The 17980-nt window shown below is 70.2% G+C and carries 15 protein-coding genes; 8 read left to right on the forward strand and 7 right to left on the reverse strand.

Annotated elements, in window-relative coordinates; genetic code table 11:
* Positions 1-9 precede the first annotated feature (9 nt).
* The 6 genes from ftsA (at position 10) to ASG51_RS12510 (ending at position 7769) form a co-directional block, all read left to right on the forward strand.
* On the forward strand, positions 10-1332 hold the full coding sequence (ftsA, locus tag ASG51_RS12485; RefSeq protein ID WP_056215981.1) for a cell division protein FtsA: 1323 nt from the start codon (positions 10-12) through the stop codon (positions 1330-1332).
* A 123-nt stretch (positions 1333-1455) separates the two neighbouring features.
* Positions 1456-3252, forward strand: a complete 1797-nt coding sequence (gene ftsZ, locus ASG51_RS12490; RefSeq protein ID WP_056381154.1) for a cell division protein FtsZ — start codon at positions 1456-1458, stop codon at positions 3250-3252.
* Between the two features lie 329 nt (positions 3253-3581).
* Complete coding sequence (lpxC, locus tag ASG51_RS12495; protein WP_056381155.1) at positions 3582-4529, forward strand: UDP-3-O-acyl-N-acetylglucosamine deacetylase; 948 nt, start codon at positions 3582-3584, stop codon at positions 4527-4529.
* Between the two features lie 221 nt (positions 4530-4750).
* Positions 4751-5629: an outer membrane protein assembly factor BamD gene (locus ASG51_RS12500; RefSeq protein ID WP_056215974.1), complete on the forward strand. Its 879-nt coding sequence runs from the start codon at positions 4751-4753 to the stop codon at positions 5627-5629.
* Positions 5630-5771: 142 nt separating this feature from the next.
* Complete coding sequence (gene recN / locus ASG51_RS12505) at positions 5772-7439, forward strand: DNA repair protein RecN (protein ID WP_056381157.1); 1668 nt, start codon at positions 5772-5774, stop codon at positions 7437-7439.
* 120 nt (positions 7440-7559) lie between these two features.
* A complete protein-coding gene (locus ASG51_RS12510) occupies positions 7560-7769 on the forward strand; it encodes a hypothetical protein (RefSeq protein WP_156389702.1) in 210 nt (69 codons plus the stop codon).
* Between the two features lie 7 nt (positions 7770-7776).
* On the opposite strand, the gene ASG51_RS12515 is transcribed toward ASG51_RS12510, so the two are convergent.
* The gene (locus tag ASG51_RS12515) at positions 7777-8019 is read right to left on the reverse strand and encodes a hypothetical protein (protein ID WP_056277091.1); all 243 of its coding nucleotides are present in this window, start codon (positions 8017-8019) and stop codon (positions 7777-7779) included.
* Between the two features lie 89 nt (positions 8020-8108).
* Complete coding sequence (locus ASG51_RS12520; protein ID WP_056215965.1) at positions 8109-8630, reverse strand: GcrA family cell cycle regulator; 522 nt, start codon at positions 8628-8630, stop codon at positions 8109-8111.
* Between the two features lie 311 nt (positions 8631-8941).
* Between ASG51_RS12520 and gph the strand changes: the two genes are divergently transcribed.
* Positions 8942-9622: a phosphoglycolate phosphatase gene (gph, locus tag ASG51_RS12525; RefSeq protein ID WP_056215962.1), complete on the forward strand. Its 681-nt coding sequence runs from the start codon at positions 8942-8944 to the stop codon at positions 9620-9622.
* A 77-nt stretch (positions 9623-9699) separates the two neighbouring features.
* On the opposite strand, the gene ASG51_RS12530 is transcribed toward gph, so the two are convergent.
* The 5 genes from ASG51_RS12530 to ASG51_RS12550 all read right to left on the reverse strand — a co-directional run bounded on the left by ASG51_RS12530 (position 9700) and on the right by ASG51_RS12550 (position 15819).
* Positions 9700-10416 carry a DUF4142 domain-containing protein gene (locus ASG51_RS12530; protein ID WP_056214300.1) on the reverse strand — a complete coding sequence of 239 codons (717 nt, stop codon included), beginning with the start codon at positions 10414-10416 and terminating at the stop codon, positions 9700-9702.
* A 428-nt stretch (positions 10417-10844) separates the two neighbouring features.
* Entirely contained in the window at positions 10845-13937 is a 3093-nt protein-coding gene (gene polA / locus ASG51_RS12535; RefSeq protein ID WP_056381160.1) for a DNA polymerase I, read from the reverse strand.
* Between the two features lie 48 nt (positions 13938-13985).
* Entirely contained in the window at positions 13986-14330 is a 345-nt protein-coding gene (locus ASG51_RS12540; RefSeq protein WP_056381163.1) for a HepT-like ribonuclease domain-containing protein, read from the reverse strand.
* Positions 14320-14616: a nucleotidyltransferase domain-containing protein gene (locus ASG51_RS12545; protein ID WP_056381166.1), complete on the reverse strand. Its 297-nt coding sequence runs from the start codon at positions 14614-14616 to the stop codon at positions 14320-14322. The genes ASG51_RS12540 and ASG51_RS12545 overlap by 11 nt, the downstream gene beginning before the upstream one ends.
* Positions 14617-14661: 45 nt before the next feature.
* Positions 14662-15819, reverse strand: coding sequence for a YihY/virulence factor BrkB family protein (locus ASG51_RS12550; protein WP_056381167.1), 1158 nt, complete (start codon positions 15817-15819; stop codon positions 14662-14664).
* 346 nt (positions 15820-16165) lie between these two features.
* Between ASG51_RS12550 and ybaL the strand changes: the two genes are divergently transcribed.
* Positions 16166-17980 carry a YbaL family putative K(+) efflux transporter gene (gene ybaL, locus ASG51_RS12555; RefSeq protein WP_056214315.1) on the forward strand — a complete coding sequence of 605 codons (1815 nt, stop codon included), beginning with the start codon at positions 16166-16168 and terminating at the stop codon, positions 17978-17980.

Raw genomic sequence — 17980 nt, forward strand, 5'->3', positions numbered from 1 at the left:
GGTAGCCCGATGCACGACCCGCACGGCCTCACCCCACGCCTGAAGCCTCTCTCCGCCCGGCGCAGCACCACCCTCTCGGTGCTCGACATCGGAACGAGCAAGGTCGTCTGCCTCATCGCCGAGCTTCAGCCGGCCGAGGCCCTCACCACCCTGCGCGGGCGCACCCACTTCGCCCGCGTCATCGGCATCGGCCACCAGCGTTCGCAGGGTCTCAAGGGCGGCGTCATCGTCGACCTCGAGGCCGCCGAGGGCGCGATCCGCCAGGCGGTCCACGCCGCCGAGCGGATGGCGAAGGTCGAGGTGCAGTCGGTCATCGTCAACATGTCCGGCGGCCGGATCGGCTCGCAGCACTTCGAGGCGCGCGTCGGCACCCGCACCGGCACCGTCACGGGCTCCGACGTGGAGCGCGTGCTGGAGACCGCCTCCGCGCACGGCGTCAGCCCCGGCCGGGCGGTGCTCCACGCTCTGCCCACCGGCTACGCCATCGACGGCCAGGGCACGGTCATCGATCCGTCGGGCATGATGGGCGACGCCCTCGGGGTCGACCTCCACGTGGTCACCGGCGAGGCGGCCGCCGCCCGCAACCTCATGCTCGCCGTCGAGCATTGCCACCTCGGCGTCGAGGCGGTGATCGCCACCCCCTACGCCGCCGGGCTCTCGGCCCTGGTCGACGACGAGGCCGAGATGGGCGTCGCCGTGGTCGACATGGGCGGCGGCACCACCAGCGTCGGCGTCTTCTCCGGCGGCCACCTCGTCCACGTGGACGCCGTGGCGGTCGGCGGCCACCACGTCACCATGGATATCGCCCGCGGCCTCTCCACCCGGGTCGCCGCGGCCGAGCGCCTCAAGACCCTCTACGGCTCGGCCATCGCCACCGCCTCCGACGAGCGCGACATGATCGCGGTCCACGGGGTGGGCGAGGACGAGGGCGATGCCCCCAACCACGTGCCGCGCTCGCAGCTCGTGCGGATCATCCGCCCCCGCGTCGAGGAGGTGGTGGAACTGGTGCGCGACCGCCTCCGGGCCGCCGGCTTCTCGGCCCAGGCCGGGCGGCGAGTGGTGCTGACGGGGGGCGCGAGCCAGCTCGTCGGTCTGCCGGAGGTCGCCCGCCGGGTGATGGAGGGCCAGGTCCGCATCGGCCGGCCGCTCGGCATCCGCGGCCTGCCGGAGGCCGCCAAGGGACCCGCCTTCTCCGCGGCGGTGGGCCTCCTGGTCTACCCGCAGGTGGCGCATGCGGAGCATTTCGAGCCGCGGGGCCACGGAGCCTTCGCCGGCACGGGAACGGACGGCTACCTCTCGCGCGTCGGACGCTGGATCCGCGAGAGTTTCTGAGACGACCGCCGTCGCGCCCCAAACCCCACACATCGGGGTGGGTGCGAACGGCCAGACGAGAATCGGCGCCTTCCTCAACCGAGGCGTCAAACGAAACGTGAAAGGCACGAGAGGCTCGACACCATGGCCATCAGTCTGCAGGCGCCGGATATCCGGGAACTCAAGCCCCGCATCACCGTCTTCGGTGTCGGCGGAGCCGGCGGCAACGCCGTCAACAACATGATCGAATCCGGCTTGCTGGGCTGCGAATTCGTGGTCGCCAACACCGACGCCCAGGCGCTGACCTCCTCGAAGGCCGAGCGCGTGATCCAGATGGGCCTCGGCGTGACGCAGGGCCTCGGCGCCGGCTCGCACCCCGAGGTCGGCTCGGCCGCCGCCGACGAGGTCATCGACGAGATCCGTGACCAGCTCTCCGGCGCCCACATGTGCTTCATCACCGCCGGCATGGGCGGCGGCACCGGCACCGGCGCGGCCCCCGTCATCGCCCGCGCGGCCCGTGACATGGGCATCCTCACCGTCGGCGTCGTGACGAAGCCGTTCCAGTTCGAGGGCGTGCGCCGCATGCGCACCGCCGAGGCCGGCATCCAGGAGCTCCAGGCCGCCGTCGACACCCTGATCGTCATCCCGAACCAGAACCTGTTCCGGGTCGCCAACGAGAAGACCACCTTCGCCGACGCCTTCGCGATGGCCGACCAGGTGCTGTACTCGGGCGTCGCCTGCATCACCGACCTGATGGTCAAGGAAGGCCTGATCAACCTCGACTTCGCCGACGTCCGGGCCATCATGCGCGGCATGGGCAAGGCCATGATGGGCACCGGCGAGGCCTCGGGCGAGAACCGCGCCAACCGGGCCGCCGAGGCCGCCATCGCCAACCCGCTCCTCGACGACGTCTCGATGAAGGGCGCGCGCGGCCTGCTGATCTCGATCACCGGCGGCAACGACCTCACCCTCTACGAGCTCGACGAGGCCGCCACCCGCATCCGCGAGGAGGTCGATTCGGACGCCAACATCATCCTGGGCGCCACCTTCGACGAGAGCCTCGACGGCATCATCCGGGTGTCCGTGGTCGCCACCGGCATCGAGCCGGCGCTGATCGCCGCCAACTCGCAGAACAACCCCGACATCGTCCAGACCGAGCAGCGCATCGCCGAGGTCGCCGAGCGTCTGCGTGCGGAAGCGAGGGCGCGGGCCGCACAGCCCGCGTCGACCTTTCGCCCCATCGGACAGGACGGAGCCGTAGCGGCCCCGGCCGCGCCGCCCGCCGCACCGGCGTCGCTGCAGGCCGCCCCGATCCAGGCCGCTCCGGTCCAGGCTCCGGTGCAGCAGGCCCTGCGCGCCCCCGAGCCGATGGCCCTCGCCCCCGAGCCGATGCGGGTCGAGCTGCCCCAGGCTCCGGTGATGCGCGACGAGGTGATGCTGACGCAGACCCAGCCGCGCGCCGCCATGTCCTACGAGCCCGCACCGATGCCGGCTCCCGAGCCCGCGCCCCAGCATGCCGCCGGCCCGTTCGTGCCGCCCCGGCCGGCCGTGGCCGTGGCCCGCGCCCCGCGCATGCCGCAGATCCAGGACCTGCCGCTTCCCGCCCAGGCCCAGCTCCGGGCCCGCGAGGAGCAGCCGGCCGAGCCGGCGGGCGATTCCAAGCGCATGACGCTGCTGCGCCGTCTCGCGACGGTGGGCTTCGGCGGACGCCGTGAGGAGGTCGAGGCCGCGCCGCTTCCGCAGATGCGGGCGCCCGCCGCCCCGGTCCCGCAGGCCGCTCCGCCCGCGGACTACGCCAAGCGCGCTCCCGTTCAGGCTCCCCCGGCCTACCGCCCGGCCCAGGGCAACCTCGATCCTCAGGGTCGCGTCGCTCCCCAGGCCCGCATGATGGACGACGACCAGCTCGAGATCCCGGCCTTCCTGCGCCGCCAGGCGAACTGAAACCGGGGTCCGGCGGACGCGTCAACGCCAAGGCTGAGATATTTCAGCCACAGGCCCGGAGCCTCGCGGCTCCGGGCTATGCCTATTGTTAAACCGTTGTTCCAAAACGAGATTCGGATTCGCTGGTAGAAACCGCGGCTGTAACACAGCGTAAGAATCCGTGATTTGGCCTGCCTTGGAGGCGCGGCTATACGAATTTTGGAACGACAAGGCGCGGTGGTTTCGGCCATCAGACGCCGGCAGGGGCTTCGAGCAGCGGACGGATCGCAAGGGGCGCAGGGCCCATCCCGACGGGATGGGCGCGCCCGATCACGGCCGAGGGCTATGGAATGCGAACGAACCAACAGACGACACTCAAAGCCCCCGCGACCCTGAGCGGCATCGGCGTCCATTCCGGGAACCCGGTCGAGATCACGCTGCATCCGGCGCCCGCCAACCACGGCATCGCCTTCCTTCGCACCGGAATGCCCACCGGCAACGACCGGCTCATCAAGGCCCATCACGCCTGCGTCTCCGCCACCGAGCTCTGCACCGTCATCGGTGACGTCGAGAGCGGCGCGGTCGCCACCATCGAGCACCTGATGTCGGCGCTCTACGGTCTCGGGATCGACAACGTCCTCGTCGAGATCGACGGCCCCGAGATGCCCATTCTCGACGGCAGCGCGCTCCCCTACGTCCAGGCCATCGACGCCGTGGGCACCGCGACCTGCGGCGCCGCCAAGCGCTGGATCAAGGTCCTCCGCTCCGTCCGCATCGAGGTCGGCCGGGCCTTCGCCGAGCTCCGCCCCATCGACCGGGGCTTCCGCCTCGACGTCGAGATCGATTTCGAGAACCCGGTGATCGGCCGGAGCCGCAAGGCGATGGACCTCACCCCCTCCGCCTACCGTCGCGAGATCGCCGGCGCCCGCACCTTCGGCATGATGCGGGACGTCGAGCGCTACTGGAAGGCGGGCTTCGCCCTCGGCGCCTCCCTCGAGAACACCGTCGCGGTCAGCGAGACCGCCGTCGTGAACCCCGAGGGCCTGCGCTACGCCGACGAGTTCGTCCGGCACAAGTTCCTCGACGCCGTGGGCGATCTCGCCCTCGCGGGTCTCCCGCTCCAGGGCGGCTACCGCTCCTATTGCGGCGGTCACCGCATGAATGTCGGCGTCCTCACCGCCCTGTTCTCCGATCGCGCCAACTACGCCATCGTCGAGGCTCCCGGCGCCCGCCGCGAGACCAGCCTGACCGAGTTCGGCGCCAGCCTCGGCATCGCCGCCTTCGTGGGCGATCTGTAGCGCCACCGACACACTGCCGTCGTTTCTGTCCAGGGCGTGGCCCGCCCGCCGCTTTCGCGCCCAAATCGCGCTCCACGGTGAATCGGGCGTGAAACGGGACGTCCGTCCGGTGTGCAGCGCACCCGGATCGTGGCATGAGGCCGTCAGCCACGCGACCGACCTTTGTGATGGCTTGACGACGCGAGTCCGAGAACGGACCCGTCTGTTGGGGGAACACCGGAATGCGCCTTACTCATCCCAACCGCGGTGCGATGGCGGCCGTGCTGGTGTCCGTCCTCGGCCTCGGCCTCGGCGGATGCGACGCCCTCGACTCGATCAATCCCTTCGCCGAGAAGTACAAGCCGGAAGTGGTTCCGGATGTTCCCGCCGACAAGCTCTACAGCGAGGGCTTGGCGCGGATGGAAGACAAGGACTACGAGGGCGCCTCGAAGAAGTTCGGCGAACTCGACAAGGCCTACAGCTATTCCGACTGGTCGCGCAAAGCGCTGCTGATGACGGCCTACGCGAATTACGAGGGCGCGAAGTACGACGACGCGATCAACGCCTCGAAGCGCTACCTGCAGCGCCACCCGGCGAGCAAGGACGCGGCCTACGCCCAGTACCTGATGGCGATGTCGCACTACAAGCAGATCCCCGACGTGACCCGCGACCAGGACCGCTCCGAGAAGGCGCTCGCCGGCCTGCAGGAGCTCGTGCAGAAGTACCCGACCTCTGAATACGCGGCCGACGCCAAGGCCAAGATCCAGATCACGCGAGACCAGCTCGCCGGCAAGGAGATGGAGGTCGGGCGCTTCTACCTCGAGCGCCGTAACTTCCCGGCCGCGATCAACCGGTTCCGCGACGTGGTCAGCAAGTACCAGACGACCCGTCACGCCGAAGAGGCCCTGGAGCGCCTGACCGAGGCCTACATGGCCCTCGGCCTGACCCAGGAGGCCCAGACCTCCGCCGCCGTGCTCGGCCACAACTTCCCCGACAGCCCCTGGTACAAGGATGCCCACGCGCTCCTGCAGAACGGGGGTCTCGAGCCGCGCGAGGAGAAGACCTCGTGGATCAGCAAGGTCTATCGCGGCGTCATCGGGCGCACCGCCGAGGCCCAGTAATCCCGGCGCCGCTCCGGCGCCCGTTCGGCGATCCGAGCGCCGCTTGGCCGCTCCCGGTGGGGGCGGCATCTTTTTGCGTGAAGCCGGCGGCACTTCGCCGTAAGGACAGCGCCAGGCTTCACAACGGGACCTCAGACGCGGCATGCTGAGCCAGCTCGCGATCCGCGACATCGTTCTCATCGACAAGCTCGTCCTGAACTTCCGCGAGGGCCTCAGCGTCCTTACCGGCGAGACGGGCGCAGGCAAGTCGATCCTGCTCGACGCCTTCGCGCTGGCCCTCGGCGGCCGCGGCGACGGCCGCCTCGTGCGTCACGGGGAGGGGCAGGGCGCCGTCACGGCCGTGTTCGACGTGCCCCTCGATCATCCGGCCCGTGCGCTCGCCGCCGAGGCGGAAATCGACACCGAGGGCGATCTCATCCTGCGTCGCGTGCAGATGGCGGACGGTCGCACGCGCGCCTTCGTCAACGACCAGGCCGTCGGCGTCCAGGTCCTACGGGCCATCGGCGCGGCCCTCGTGGAGATCCACGGGCAACACGACGACCGGGCCCTGGCCGATCCCACCACCCACCGCGCCATCCTGGACGCCTTCGGGGGCCTGCAGGGCCCACTGGTTCAGGTCGCCGAGGCGGCCAAGCGCGTGAAGGGCGCCCGCTCCGCCCTGTCCGAGCACCGGGCCCGGGTCGAAGCCGCTGCCAAGGAATCCGATTTCCTGCGTCATGCCGTGGCGGAGCTCGAAACCCTCGCGCCGGAGCCGGGCGAGGAGACCACCCTGGCCGAGCGCCGCACGGTGATGCAGCAGAGCGAGAAGGTCGCGCGCGAGCTGAACGAGGCGATCGAGGCTTCGGGCGGTCCCATCGTTTCCCATCTCTCCTCCGCCCTGCGCAAGCTGGAGCGCCGGGCGGCGCAGTTGCCGGCCCTGGTCGAGCCCTGCGTCGCCGCCCTCGACACCGCCCTGACCGCCCTCGACGAGGCCCACACCATCCTCGACGTGGCCCTGCGCGAGGCGGAGTTCGATCCGCGGGAGCTGGAGCGGGTGGAGGAGCGGCTGTTCGCGCTTCGGGCCGCCTCGCGGAAATACCAGGTGCCGGTGGACGACCTCGCGGCCCTGCGCGCGCGCTACGCCGCGGACGTCGCGGCGATCGACGCCGGCGAGGAAGCCCTCGGCGGCCTGGAGGCGACGCTCGCCGCGGCCGAGGCCGCCTACGCGAAGGCCGCGGCCAAGCTCACGGAGGGCCGCAAGCGCGCGGCCAAGGCCCTCGACGCGGCGGTGAAGGCCGAGCTGCCGCCGCTCAAGCTGGAGCGCGCCCGCTTCATCACCGAGATCGCCACCGATCCGGACGCCCGCGATCCGTCCGGCTACGACCGCGTGGAGTTCTGGGCCCAGACCAATCCCGGCACGCGCCCGGGGCCGATGATGAAGGTCGCCTCGGGCGGCGAACTCTCGCGCTTCATGCTCGCCCTGAAGGTGGTGCTCGCCGACAAGGGGTCCGCGCCGACCTTGATCTTCGACGAGATCGACACCGGCATCGGCGGGGCGGTGGCGGATGCGATCGGCGCCCGGCTTGGGCGCCTCTCCACTCGGGTCCAGGTGGTGGCTGTGACTCACGCGCCGCAGGTGGCGGCGCGGGCGGAGACGCACTTCCTGATCGCCAAGGACCCCGTGAAGGGCAGCGACCGGGTCGCCACCCGGGTCGCCTCCCTCGAAGCTCCCGCGCGTCGCGAGGAGATCGCCCGGATGCTGGCCGGCGCGACGGTGACCGACGAGGCCCGGGCCGCGGCTGCGCGCCTGCTTCAGGCGGCCGACGTCTGAGCGTAACGGCGCGGCGCAGCCTTTAACGGTTCCTTAACCATGTTGGGCGACACTCGTTGAACGGCGAGTGTGCTCCATTTCGGCGCCGGCGTTGGATCGCTCGAACGAGGGACTGAGACGTTGGACCAGAGAGTTTGCGACGGCGAGATGCGGGAGGACACGACGCATGCGTGTCAGCCCAACCTGCCCGACGACACGCGGTACCGTCTCGGAACCGCGCTGCGATCGATCTACGAAGAAACCTGCGACACCCTGCCGATCCCGGACAGCCAGATCGATCTCCTCCTGCGCCTGAGGCACAAGGAGCGGGACCTGCGGCGGCTCGACTAGGGGTCTACTACCAGCGCCGCGCATTGGGCTGCCGCTTGTACTCGGCGGCGCGGATCTGGGTGAGGACGCGGTCGAGGCTGAGGAGCAACACCTTCTCGTCGTCGGCCGCCTGATCCACGGCCACTTGGCCCGGGCCGAACTGCCGGCGCAACTGCACCAACGACAATTGGCGTTCCAGATCCTCGCGCTGCGCATGCAGGTCAAGGAAGGCGGCCTCGTCGGCATCGATGGCAGTCGTCGGCTCCGTCACGGCTCGTCACCTTCTCTCGCCGGTCGGGGACCGGCGACGAAGATCAACGCGCGAAGTCCCGAAACCGTGCCGCGCTCGCGCGCGACGGATCAGCGAAAGCCGCCGACGCGCCGGTCTCGCTTGCGCTCGGCGGCCGGCTGGTAGGCGATCTGTGCGTGGGCGGTGCAGTAGGGCAGGCCGGTGATCGAGCGGTCGCCGCAGTAGTGGAAGTCGGGCGAGGTCGGATCGCCGATGGGCCACCGGCACATCGATTCCCGCAGGTCCATGATCGTCACGCGACGGGAGATCGTCAGGGCCACGGGCTGCACCACGGCCGGTGCGGCTGCGGGAGCCGCGAAGGCAACGGGAGCTTCGTCGAGGTCCGGGGCCACGATCGCGGGCGCCACGACCTCCAGCTCCGGCTCGCGCACGACCTTGCGGGGCGATACGCCGGGCGTCTCGGCCGCCTTGACGCGGCCCGACAGGCCGAGCCGGTGGACCTTGCCGATCACTGCGTTGCGGGTCACGCCGCCGAGCTGCGTCGCGATCTGGCTGGCGCTCAGGCCATCCTCCCACAGCCGGCGCAGGAGATCGACCCGCTCGTCCGACCAACCCGGGACCGTTTCCGTCATAGCCCCCTCCGAAATCGCCCGCTTCCGTCCGTTCGGCTCACGTGACGCCCCTGCACCGGGCCTGCGGCGCCGAGATCAAGACCGTCATCGCAGGAAGGACAGCGGCCCCCCGGCCGTCGATGTGCGAACCGTACAGGACGCCGAGACGCCGAGGCAAGTGCGGGCAGGATCAGGCCCCGGCACCCCGCTCACCTGTCCACCGGCAAAGGCCGAGCTGCCGCGCGCCGGCCGGCCTCGCCCGTGCGGCCCGGATAAGCTAGAGCGGCGGCTCCGTGCCCTCCCGTCCGCCCCCTGACCCCCTGCGAGTGTTCATGACCGCCCTGCCGCCCATCGCCGTCTTCGACCTCGACGGAACCCTGGCCGAGACCGCCGGCGACCTGATCGGCACCCTGAACGTGATCCTGCGCCGCGAGGGCCTCCAGGCCCTGCCCCTCGAACAGGCCCGGGACATGATCGGGGCAGGCGCCAAGGCCCTGATCCAGCGTGGCTTCACCACGGCCGGCGAGCCGCTGTCGACCGAGCGGCTGGAGGCGCTGTTCTCGGACTTCATCGCCCATTACGGCGACCATCTCTGCGAGCAGTCGCACCTGTTCCCCGGCGTGGTCGAGGCTCTGGACGCCCTGCGCGCCCGCGGCTTCCTTCTCGCCGTCTGCACCAACAAGTACGAGGGCCAGGCCGTGCGCCTCCTCGAACTCCTCGGGGTGGCCGACCGCTTCGCGACCATCTGCGGCCGCGAGACCTTCCCGTACTTCAAGCCGGATCCGCGCCACATCACCCTGACCGTCGAGCGTGCCGGCGGCGATCCGGCCCGGGCCGTGATGGTGGGGGATTCCCGCGCCGACATCGATGCCGCCAAGGCTGCCGGGATCCCGGTGGTGGCGGTGCCCTTCGGCTACACCGACCTGCCCGTGACGGAGCTCGGCCCGGACCGGGTTATCGCCCATTTCGACGATCTCGGCGCCGCCGTGGAGGCCCTTCTCCCCGCCGCCTGATGCGAGCGACGGTTGCGGACCACGAAAAAGGGCCGCCCCACGGGGCGGCCCTCTCTCATTCCGACGTGGCGTGCCGGTCAGTTGATCCGGTCGGCGAGGTTGGCCGAGTGGGCGTGCTCGCCGGCGATGTACGGCAGCGCCTGGTTGGCGAACTCACGACCCTGCGCGTTGTCGCCGTTGCGGGCGTAGGAGGCGTAGAGGCCGAGGGTGCGGGCGTCCGAGTTGGCCTGCTGGTCGACGTAGGTGCGGTCGAAGTCGCGGCCCGCGCGGGCGGACTTCAGACGGTCGATGCGGCCCTGGCCCTCGGCGCCGATGGCGACGCGGCGGCCCGGCTCCGAGGGGCTGTTGTCGACGAGGCCGACGCCGCCGAGGACGCCGCCCACGACGCGTTGGGCGATGGTGGCCGAGATCGTCACCGGGGCGAGGACGACGCCGATCGGGTTGTCGAGGCGGGTCTCGAAGGGCTGGGTGTCGGACACGACGGTGCCGCCGGCGGTCAGCGAGGTGCCCTCGGGCAGCAGCGCCTGGGTGGTGGCCTTACGCTCGACCAGAACGTTGTGGGCGTACTGACGGACGCGCGGGTTGCGCGAGCGCTCCAGGGCGATGCGGCTCGACTCGATGCTGACGGCATCCGAGCGCAGCGCCGCGGCGCGGAAGTCGGAGGTGTCGGTCACGGTCGGCTGGTTGTCGCCGAATTGCGGCGCGACGCGGAACGACAGGGGCTCCTGGGCGAGCGCCGGAGTGGCGAGGGCGGCGACCGACAGGCCGAGGGCGGCGAGGAGGGACTTGGTCATGGCAGGGTCTCTTTCCGGGGCGCCCGCACGGCGCCGTTCTTGTTGATCGTTTGCGGTGCGGCAACACGCGGCCCAAGCGGGCGTTCCACCCTGCGTCGCATTGGAGCATTGCGTTCGGAGGGGTGTCATTCCGCCGGCCCGACTCCAAAGCGGCGCCGTTCCCCGAGGGGGGATGCCGGTGCGCCCGTCGGATGTCGCGTCCGCCGGCGCGGGGCACCGCAGCGCGCCGCCCTCCGCGATCAAGACCGGCGACCCGGACGCCATGGTCCACTACCGGTTCGACGGACCGACCGTCGCGCGGCAGCTGCGGATCAACCGGGGGGCCTGGCCCGTCGTACGGATCGCCGCCGAACCGGCTCCTGGTCCGTGTCGCCGATCTCGCCGCCGGGCTCGGCCGGACCCGAGGCGGAGGCGGCGCGAGGCACCTCTCAGTGCGCTTCCTCCCAGTTCAGGGCGGCCCGGGCCTCGACCACCAGGGGCACCCGCAGGGTCAGGGCGGGGGCGGGGGCGTCGACCATGATGCGGGTGATCACCGGCAGGGCCTTCTCGACCTCGTCCTCGGGCGCCTCGAACACGAGTTCGTCGTGCACCTGCAGGAGCATGCGCACGTTGAGGCGCTCGGCCCGGAGCGCTTCCTCCATGCGGATCATCGCCCGGCGGATGATGTCGGCGGCCGAGCCCTGGATCGGGGCGTTGATGGCCTGACGCTCGACGGAGGCGCGCTCGTTGGGATTGTTCGAGCGGATCTGCGGGTAGTGGCAGACCCGGCCGAACAGGGTGGTGACGTAGCCGAGATCCCGGCAGCGGCGCTTGGTGTCGTCGATATAGGCGCGGATGCCGGGGAAGCGTTCGAAATACTGCTTGATGAAGGCCCCGGCCTCCTCGCGGCCGATGCCGAGGCGGTCGGCGAGGCCGAAGGCCGAGATGCCGTAGATGATGCCGAAATTGATGGTCTTGGCGCGCCGGCGCAGGTCCGGCGTCATCTCGGCGAGCGGCACACCGAACATCGCGCTGGCGGTGGCCGCGTGGATGTCGATGCCGTCCGCGAAAGCCTGGCGCAGCTGCGGGATGTCGGCGATGTGGGCGAGGAGGCGCAGTTCGATCTGGCTGTAATCGGCCGAGATCAGGCGGTTGCCCTCCGCCGCCACGAAGGCGCGGCGGATGCGGCGCCCTTCTTCCGTGCGGATCGGGATGTTCTGCAGGTTCGGCTCGGAGGAGGAGAGCCGGCCGGTGGTGGTGGCGGCCAACGAGAACGAGGTGTGGACCCGGTCGGTCTCGCGGTCCGCATGCTGCTGCAGCGAGTCCGTGTAGGTGGATTTCAGCTTGGCGAGCTGGCGCCATTCGAGGATCTTCTTCGGCAGGGGGTGCCCGGCCTGGGCCAGCTCCTCGAGCAGGGTCGCGGGCGTCGCCCACTGGCCCGAGGGCGTCTTCTTGGCGCCGGGCAAGCCCATCTTGCCGAACAGGATGTCGCCGATCTGCTTGGGCGAGGAGACCTGGAATCTCTCGCCCGCATCCTCCTGGATCTCCTCCTCCAGGCGCACCAGGATCTGGGAGAAGTCGCCGGACAGGCGGCTCAGCATGTTGCGGTCGACGCGGATGCCCTGCCCCTCCATCCGGGCGATCACCGGCACCAGCGGGCGCTCCAGGGTCTCGTAGACGGCGACGCGCTTCTCGGCCACGAGCCGCGGCTTCATCATGCGCCAGAGGCGCAGGGTGACGTCGGCATCCTCGGCCGCGTAGGCGGTGGCCTTGTCCAGCGCCACCCGGTCGAAGGTGATCTTGGCCCGGCCGGTGCCGGCCACGTCCGAGAAGGTGATGGGCTGGTGTCCGAGGTGGCGGCGGGCGAGCTCGTCCATGCCATGTCCGCCCTTGCCGGCATCGAGCACGTAGGAGATCAGCATGGTGTCGTCGAAGGGCGTCACGCGGATGTCGTAGCGGGACAGGACGGCGAGATCGTATTTCAGGTTCTGGCCGACCTTCAGCACGCCGGGATTTTCAAGGAGCGGCTTCAGGCGCTCGATCACCACCTTCGCGTCGATCTGGCCCGCCGCCGGCTGGAACGCCTCCGAGGCCGCCTTGGCGTCGCCGAACAGGTCTCCGTCCGCGCCCTTGACGGGCTCCTGGTGCCGGAGCGGGATGTAGGCCGCCCGTCCCGGCGCGACGCAGAGGGAGACGCCCACGAGGTTGGCGTGGTTGGCGTCCAGCGAATCCGTCTCGGTGTCGACGGCGATGACGCCGGCCTCCTCGGCCTCGGCGATCCAGGCGTCGAGTTGCTCGACGGACTGAATCGTCTCGTAGGCGGCCGTGTCGAAGGGCTTCACCGCCTCCGCCGCCCGCGCCGCCACGAGGCCGGCGGGGGTCGGCTCGGAGGGGCCGCGGGGCTTGGGCGCGACGTCGGGCAGGCCGAGATCGGCGAAGGGATCGACCTCGCCGCTCGGCGCGCCGGACGCGGTCTCGGGATCGACCGGCACGGGATCACCGTGGGCATCGGGGAAGAACGGGGCGTCGGGCGCGGGCTTGCGGTTCGGCAGCAGCGCCGGGTCGGGCTGCACCGCCTCCGGGTCCACGTGGAGCATCTGGGCGATGCGCCGGGTCAGGGTGTTGAACTCCATCGCCTTGAGGAAGCCGACGAGTTTCTGCGGATCGGGCTTGGGCAGGCGCAGGTCGTCCAGCGGCACCGGGAGGGGCACATTCTCCTCCAGCGCCACCAGCTTTCGCGAGAGCCGAGCCTGATCGATGCTGGCGAGCAGGGTTTCGCGGCGCTTGGGCTGCTTGATCTCGGCGGCGCGATCGAGCAACGCGTCGAGGCTGCCGTATTCCTTGATGAGCGCGGCCGCCGTCTTCAGGCCGATGCCGGGCACGCCCGGCACGTTGTCCGAGGTGTCGCCGATCAGCGCCAGGGCGTCGCCGATCTGCTCGGGGGTGAGGCCCTCCCACTTGGCGATGATCGCATCGCGGTCGAGGTTGCGCTCGGGCCGGTAGCCGGGCTTGCCCTTGGCGCCGGACTCGAAGTCGTAGAACCGCACCAGGGGGCCGACGAGCTGCATCAGGTCCTTGTCGGAGGACACGATGATGACGCCGGCGCCCCGCGCCTCGGCCTGGCGCGAATAGGTGGCGATGAGGTCGTCGGCCTCGTAGCGGATGAGCTCGATCGGCTGCAGGCCGAAGGCCCGCACGGCGTCGCGCATCAGCGGCATCTGCCGCTTGAGGTCGTCCGGCGCGTCCGGCCGGTGGCCCTTGTAGTCGGGAAACAGCTCCTTGCGGAACGAGCCCTCCGACTTGTCGAACACGATGGCCAGATGCGTCGGCATCACCCCGGCCGCGCCCTCCTGCACGAACTGGGCGATCTTGGTGCAGAACAGCCGCACCGCCCCGGTGGGCAGGCCGTCCGACGGCCGGGTGTTGTACTTCTGGTCCTGGTTGATCGACTGGAAGTAGGCGCGAAAAATGAACGAAGAGCCGTCGACCAGGATGAGCTGATCGCCGGGGCCGACGGGCTTTTCGGAGGAGGAAGCGGTCATCGATCGATCAACGAAAGGAGGGGGCAAATGGCGACGTCGCCGCGAAGATCATTGGTCGGACCGTAGTTCGTTCCGGCATACCGTGAGTAGGTCAGGCAATGCCTCATGGACGGTCCCGCACAGAAGCTTTGCCGAGACACGCTCATATCGATGCCGATAGACGTTCCCCGAGTCCGCGATCTGCCGCCATGGGATATGGACGTTCCGGAGTCGGGTTTCCTCGTCGACGCGCCGACTCGCCTCCGAGATGATATCCAGGCAGCGCGTCACGCCGTAGAGTAGAAGCCGGTTGCTGGCGAAATCTTCGAAGCTCAGGTCCGCAGTGAAATCCTGAGCCGCTTCAACATTTTCGATGATGCCGAGCAGGGCGCGGCGGCCCCGCTCAGAAAGCATGGATCGCGTCGCGCTCGGCTCCGGGGCGTACGTGAGGCTTCAGCACCGAGCGGGTTGCGACATCCACTTCGACAGGGAACAGATCGGCGATGAACCCGACGACGCCGACGTACCCGTAGACATCCCGGATGGTGGTCTCGTCGATGTCGATCATGACATCGAGGTCGCTTGCCGCATGCGCCTCGCCACGCGCGACGGAACCGAATAGGGCGGCATGCAGAACGCCCCGTTCGCGCAACTCGGCCTCGTGCGCGCGAAGAATCTCAAGGGCGGTGCTGCGATCCATACCGCGACCGTACTGGAAATCAGACCTGAGCTGAAGGGCTCCCCCTCACGTCGCCGCCCCCACCGTATCGGCCATCCGGGCGTCGCGGGTGCCGAGCGGCTGCTCGGGGCCGCGGGTGGTATCGGCCTCGGTCTGGTGCTCCATCTCGGCGTTGATCTCGGCGCCGATGAGCACGATCGTGGTGGAGATCCAGATCCAGGTCATGAAGCCGATCACGGCACCCAGCGAGCCGTAGGTCTCGTTGTACTTGCCGAAATTGGCCACGTACCAGGAGAAGCCCAGCGAGGTGATGAGCCAGGCCACGGCGGCCAGGGCGCTGCCCCAGGTCACCCAGCGCCAGCGCGGGGCGTCGCGGCTCGGGCCGTAGCGGTAGAGAAGGGCGAGGCCGCCGAGCACCGCGGCGAGGAGCACCGGCCAGCGCAGCAGGGCGATGTACCAGGCCTCCGAACTCAGCCCGATGATGTTGATCGCCGCCGGCACCACCACGATCCCGACCAGCGCCAGGATGATGAACAGCAGCGCGCCGCCCGTGAAGGCCAGCGAGCGCAGGTTGAGCCAGACGAAGCTGCGCGTCTCGCGTTCCTCGTAGACGATGTTCAGGGCGGAGAAGACCGCCTTCATGCCGCCGTTGGCGCTCCACAGCGACAGCACGATGCCAGTGAAGAAGGTCAAGCCGAGGGTGGTGTCGCCCTTGGCGGCGATGCGTTTGACCTGCTCGCCGACGATGTCGAGGGCCCCGGAGGGGATGACACCCTGCAGGCTCTGCAGGTGCTCGTTGATGGTGGCCACGTCCGCCACGAGCCCGTAGCACGAGACCAGGGCGGCGATGGCGGGGAAGATCGCCAGGAGCACGTAGAAGGTCACGCCGGCTGCGACCGAAACGATGTTGTTCTCCGAGACGTCGTGGAATGCCCGCATCCCGATATCCTTCCAGCCCTTCGCCGGGATGTCGGACGGCGTGCGCGCGCCGCGGCCGCGCTCGGGCTCGGCGCTGGCCACCCGGCGGGCCTCGGTGCCGGCATGGGACGGGGAGGGCTGGCGGGTCGGATCCTTCGGCATCGCCTGGGCCGGTGCCGTCCCTCCGGCCCGACGCGGGAGCGCGACGAAGCCGAGAAGTGCGGTGGCGAGGGCCACGGTCCAGAGGGTCGAGTTTCGGGTCTCGACTGCATTGGGTGCAGTCGAATGCTCGTTCGGTGAGGTCATCGATCGTCCGTTCCGCCGAAGGAATCGTAATCGCAAGGTGATGCTGGCGTTGCTCGACGCAACAAACGTTGGTTCGACAACGGGAGGTGACGGCCAAGAGTTTCCTTCCGGTTCACGGAAAAGCGAGCGCGGGCGACGCGGCGGCCCAGCCGGATTTATTCCGCGAAACCCCCGTCCGAGGGCCGACGTTGTGCGTCGGGGCACGCGAAGCGACGCGCGGTGCGGAATTTCGGGGCCAGCCTGGACGTGAGGGCCGATCGCGGCTTGCCCTCGCGGGCGCCACGCGGCACGGCCGAGGGAGCCCCAGACCTCGACCCCAAAACCTCGACCCGGAGACTCCCGACCCGTGCCGCACGCGACAGAGCTGATCGCCATCATCGCCCTCGGCCTCGTGCTGGCCTTCGTGTGCGGAATGCTGGCGCAGCGCCTGCGCCTGCCGCCCCTCGTGGGCTACCTCCTCGCGGGCGTCCTCGTCGGCCCCTACACGCCGGGCTTCGTGGGCAACAGCCAGCTCGCCGGCCAACTCGCCGAGATCGGCGTGATCCTGCTGATGTTCGGCGTCGGCCTGCATTTCTCGATCAAGGACCTGATGGCGGTGCGCACCATCGCGCTGCCGGGCGCCATCGTGCAGATCCTGGCGGCCACCGCCATGGGCGGCGCGCTGGCGCTGGCCTGGGGCTGGGGCCTCGGGGCGGGGCTCGTCTTCGGCCTTGCCCTGTCGGTGGCGAGCACGGTGGTGCTGCTGCGGGCGCTCGAGGAGCGTCGGCTCCTCGACAGCGACAAGGGACGCATCGCGGTGGGCTGGCTGATCGTCGAGGATCTGGCCATGGTGCTGGCCCTCGTGCTGCTGCCGGCGCTGGCCCCCTCCCTCGGGGGCGACGGGGCGGGCGTCGCGCACCATGCCGGGGACGGCAATATCTGGCTGACCCTGGGGCTGACGCTGGCCAAGGTCGGGATCTTCGCCGCCGTGATGCTGGTGGGCGGGCGCCGCTTCGTGCCCTGGCTCCTCGACCAGGCGGCACGCACGGGCTCGCGCGAGCTCTTCACCCTGGCGGTGCTGGCCCTGGCGCTCGGCATCGCCTTCGGTTCGGCGGAGCTCTTCGGCGTCTCGTTCGCGCTCGGCGCCTTCTTCGCCGGCATGGTGCTCGCCGAATCCGACCTCAGCCATCAGGCGGCGGCCGATTCCCTGCCGCTGCAGGACGCCTTCGCGGTGCTGTTCTTCGTCTCGGTCGGCATGCTGTTCGACCCCGGCATCCTGATCCGCGAGCCGCTCTCGGTGCTGGCGGTGCTCGGCGTCATCCTCATCGGTAAGTCCCTGGCGGCGGTGGCGATCGTGCTGGCCTTCCGGCATCCGCTGGGCACCGCCCTCACCATCGCGGCGAGCCTCGCCCAGATCGGCGAGTTCTCGTTCATCCTCGTCAGCCTCGGCCTGTCCCTGAAGCTCCTGCCGGAGGAGGGGCGCGACCTCATCCTCGGCGGCGCCATCCTGTCGATCACCCTCAACCCGCTGTTCTTCGCGCTCACCGACTGGGTCGGCCGCAAGGTCGCCGAGCGTCCGGCCCTGGCCGCCCGCTTCGAGCGCCAGGGCGCCGCGGCCCTGGCGGTCACCAGCGAGAGCCCGCCGCATCGGGGCCACGCGATCCTCATCGGCTATGGTCGGGTCGGCAGTACCATCGGCCAGGCGCTCAAGGCCTGGGACCTTCCCTACATCGTCCTCGACCGCGACCGCCGCCGGGTCCTGGAGTTGCGCCAGGAGGGCATCGAGGCGGTGTTCGGCGACGCCACGGCGCCGGGCATCCTGCAGGCCGCCGACATCGCCCAGGCCCGCCTGATCGTGGTCGCGACCCCGGAGGCCCACACGACGCGGCGCATCGTCGAGCTCGCCCGGGAGATCCATCCCGGCATCGACACCCTGGTGCGCACCCACAACGACGGCGAGCGCCGCCACTTCGAGGAGCAGGGCGTCGGACTCGTGCTGATGGCCGAACGCGAACTGGCCTTCGGCATGACCCTCTACGCCCTGCGCAGCCTCGGCCTGAAGGAGGGCGAGGCCCGCATCTTCGTCGACAGCACCCGGGTCGAGAGCCGCTCCGCCCCCATCGAGACCGCGATCGACCAGGTCACGCCGGAGCTGCGCCCCCACAAGGAGGAGGGGGCGTGA

Source organism: Methylobacterium sp. Leaf465 (assembly GCF_001424705.1).
Lineage (GTDB): Bacteria > Pseudomonadota > Alphaproteobacteria > Rhizobiales > Beijerinckiaceae > Methylobacterium.

What these genes read in the sequence shown, in the direction of transcription:
- ftsA (WP_056215981.1), top strand. Translation starts at nt 10, where the DNA reads ATGCACGACCCGCACGGCCTCACCCCACGCCTGAAGCCTCTCTCCGCC.
- ftsZ (WP_056381154.1), top strand. Translation starts at nt 1,456, where the DNA reads ATGGCCATCAGTCTGCAGGCGCCGGATATCCGGGAACTCAAGCCCCGC.
- lpxC (WP_056381155.1), top strand. Translation starts at nt 3,582, where the DNA reads ATGCGAACGAACCAACAGACGACACTCAAAGCCCCCGCGACCCTGAGC.
- ASG51_RS12500 (WP_056215974.1), top strand. Translation starts at nt 4,751, where the DNA reads ATGCGCCTTACTCATCCCAACCGCGGTGCGATGGCGGCCGTGCTGGTG.
- recN (WP_056381157.1), top strand. Translation starts at nt 5,772, where the DNA reads ATGCTGAGCCAGCTCGCGATCCGCGACATCGTTCTCATCGACAAGCTC.
- ASG51_RS12520 (WP_056215965.1), bottom strand. Translation starts at nt 8,630, where the DNA reads ATGACGGAAACGGTCCCGGGTTGGTCGGACGAGCGGGTCGATCTCCTG.
- gph (WP_056215962.1), top strand. Translation starts at nt 8,942, where the DNA reads ATGACCGCCCTGCCGCCCATCGCCGTCTTCGACCTCGACGGAACCCTG.
- ASG51_RS12530 (WP_056214300.1), bottom strand. Translation starts at nt 10,416, where the DNA reads ATGACCAAGTCCCTCCTCGCCGCCCTCGGCCTGTCGGTCGCCGCCCTC.
- polA (WP_056381160.1), bottom strand. Translation starts at nt 13,937, where the DNA reads ATGACCGCTTCCTCCTCCGAAAAGCCCGTCGGCCCCGGCGATCAGCTC.
- ASG51_RS12540 (WP_056381163.1), bottom strand. Translation starts at nt 14,330, where the DNA reads ATGCTTTCTGAGCGGGGCCGCCGCGCCCTGCTCGGCATCATCGAAAAT.
- ASG51_RS12545 (WP_056381166.1), bottom strand. Translation starts at nt 14,616, where the DNA reads ATGGATCGCAGCACCGCCCTTGAGATTCTTCGCGCGCACGAGGCCGAG.
- ASG51_RS12550 (WP_056381167.1), bottom strand. Translation starts at nt 15,819, where the DNA reads ATGACCTCACCGAACGAGCATTCGACTGCACCCAATGCAGTCGAGACC.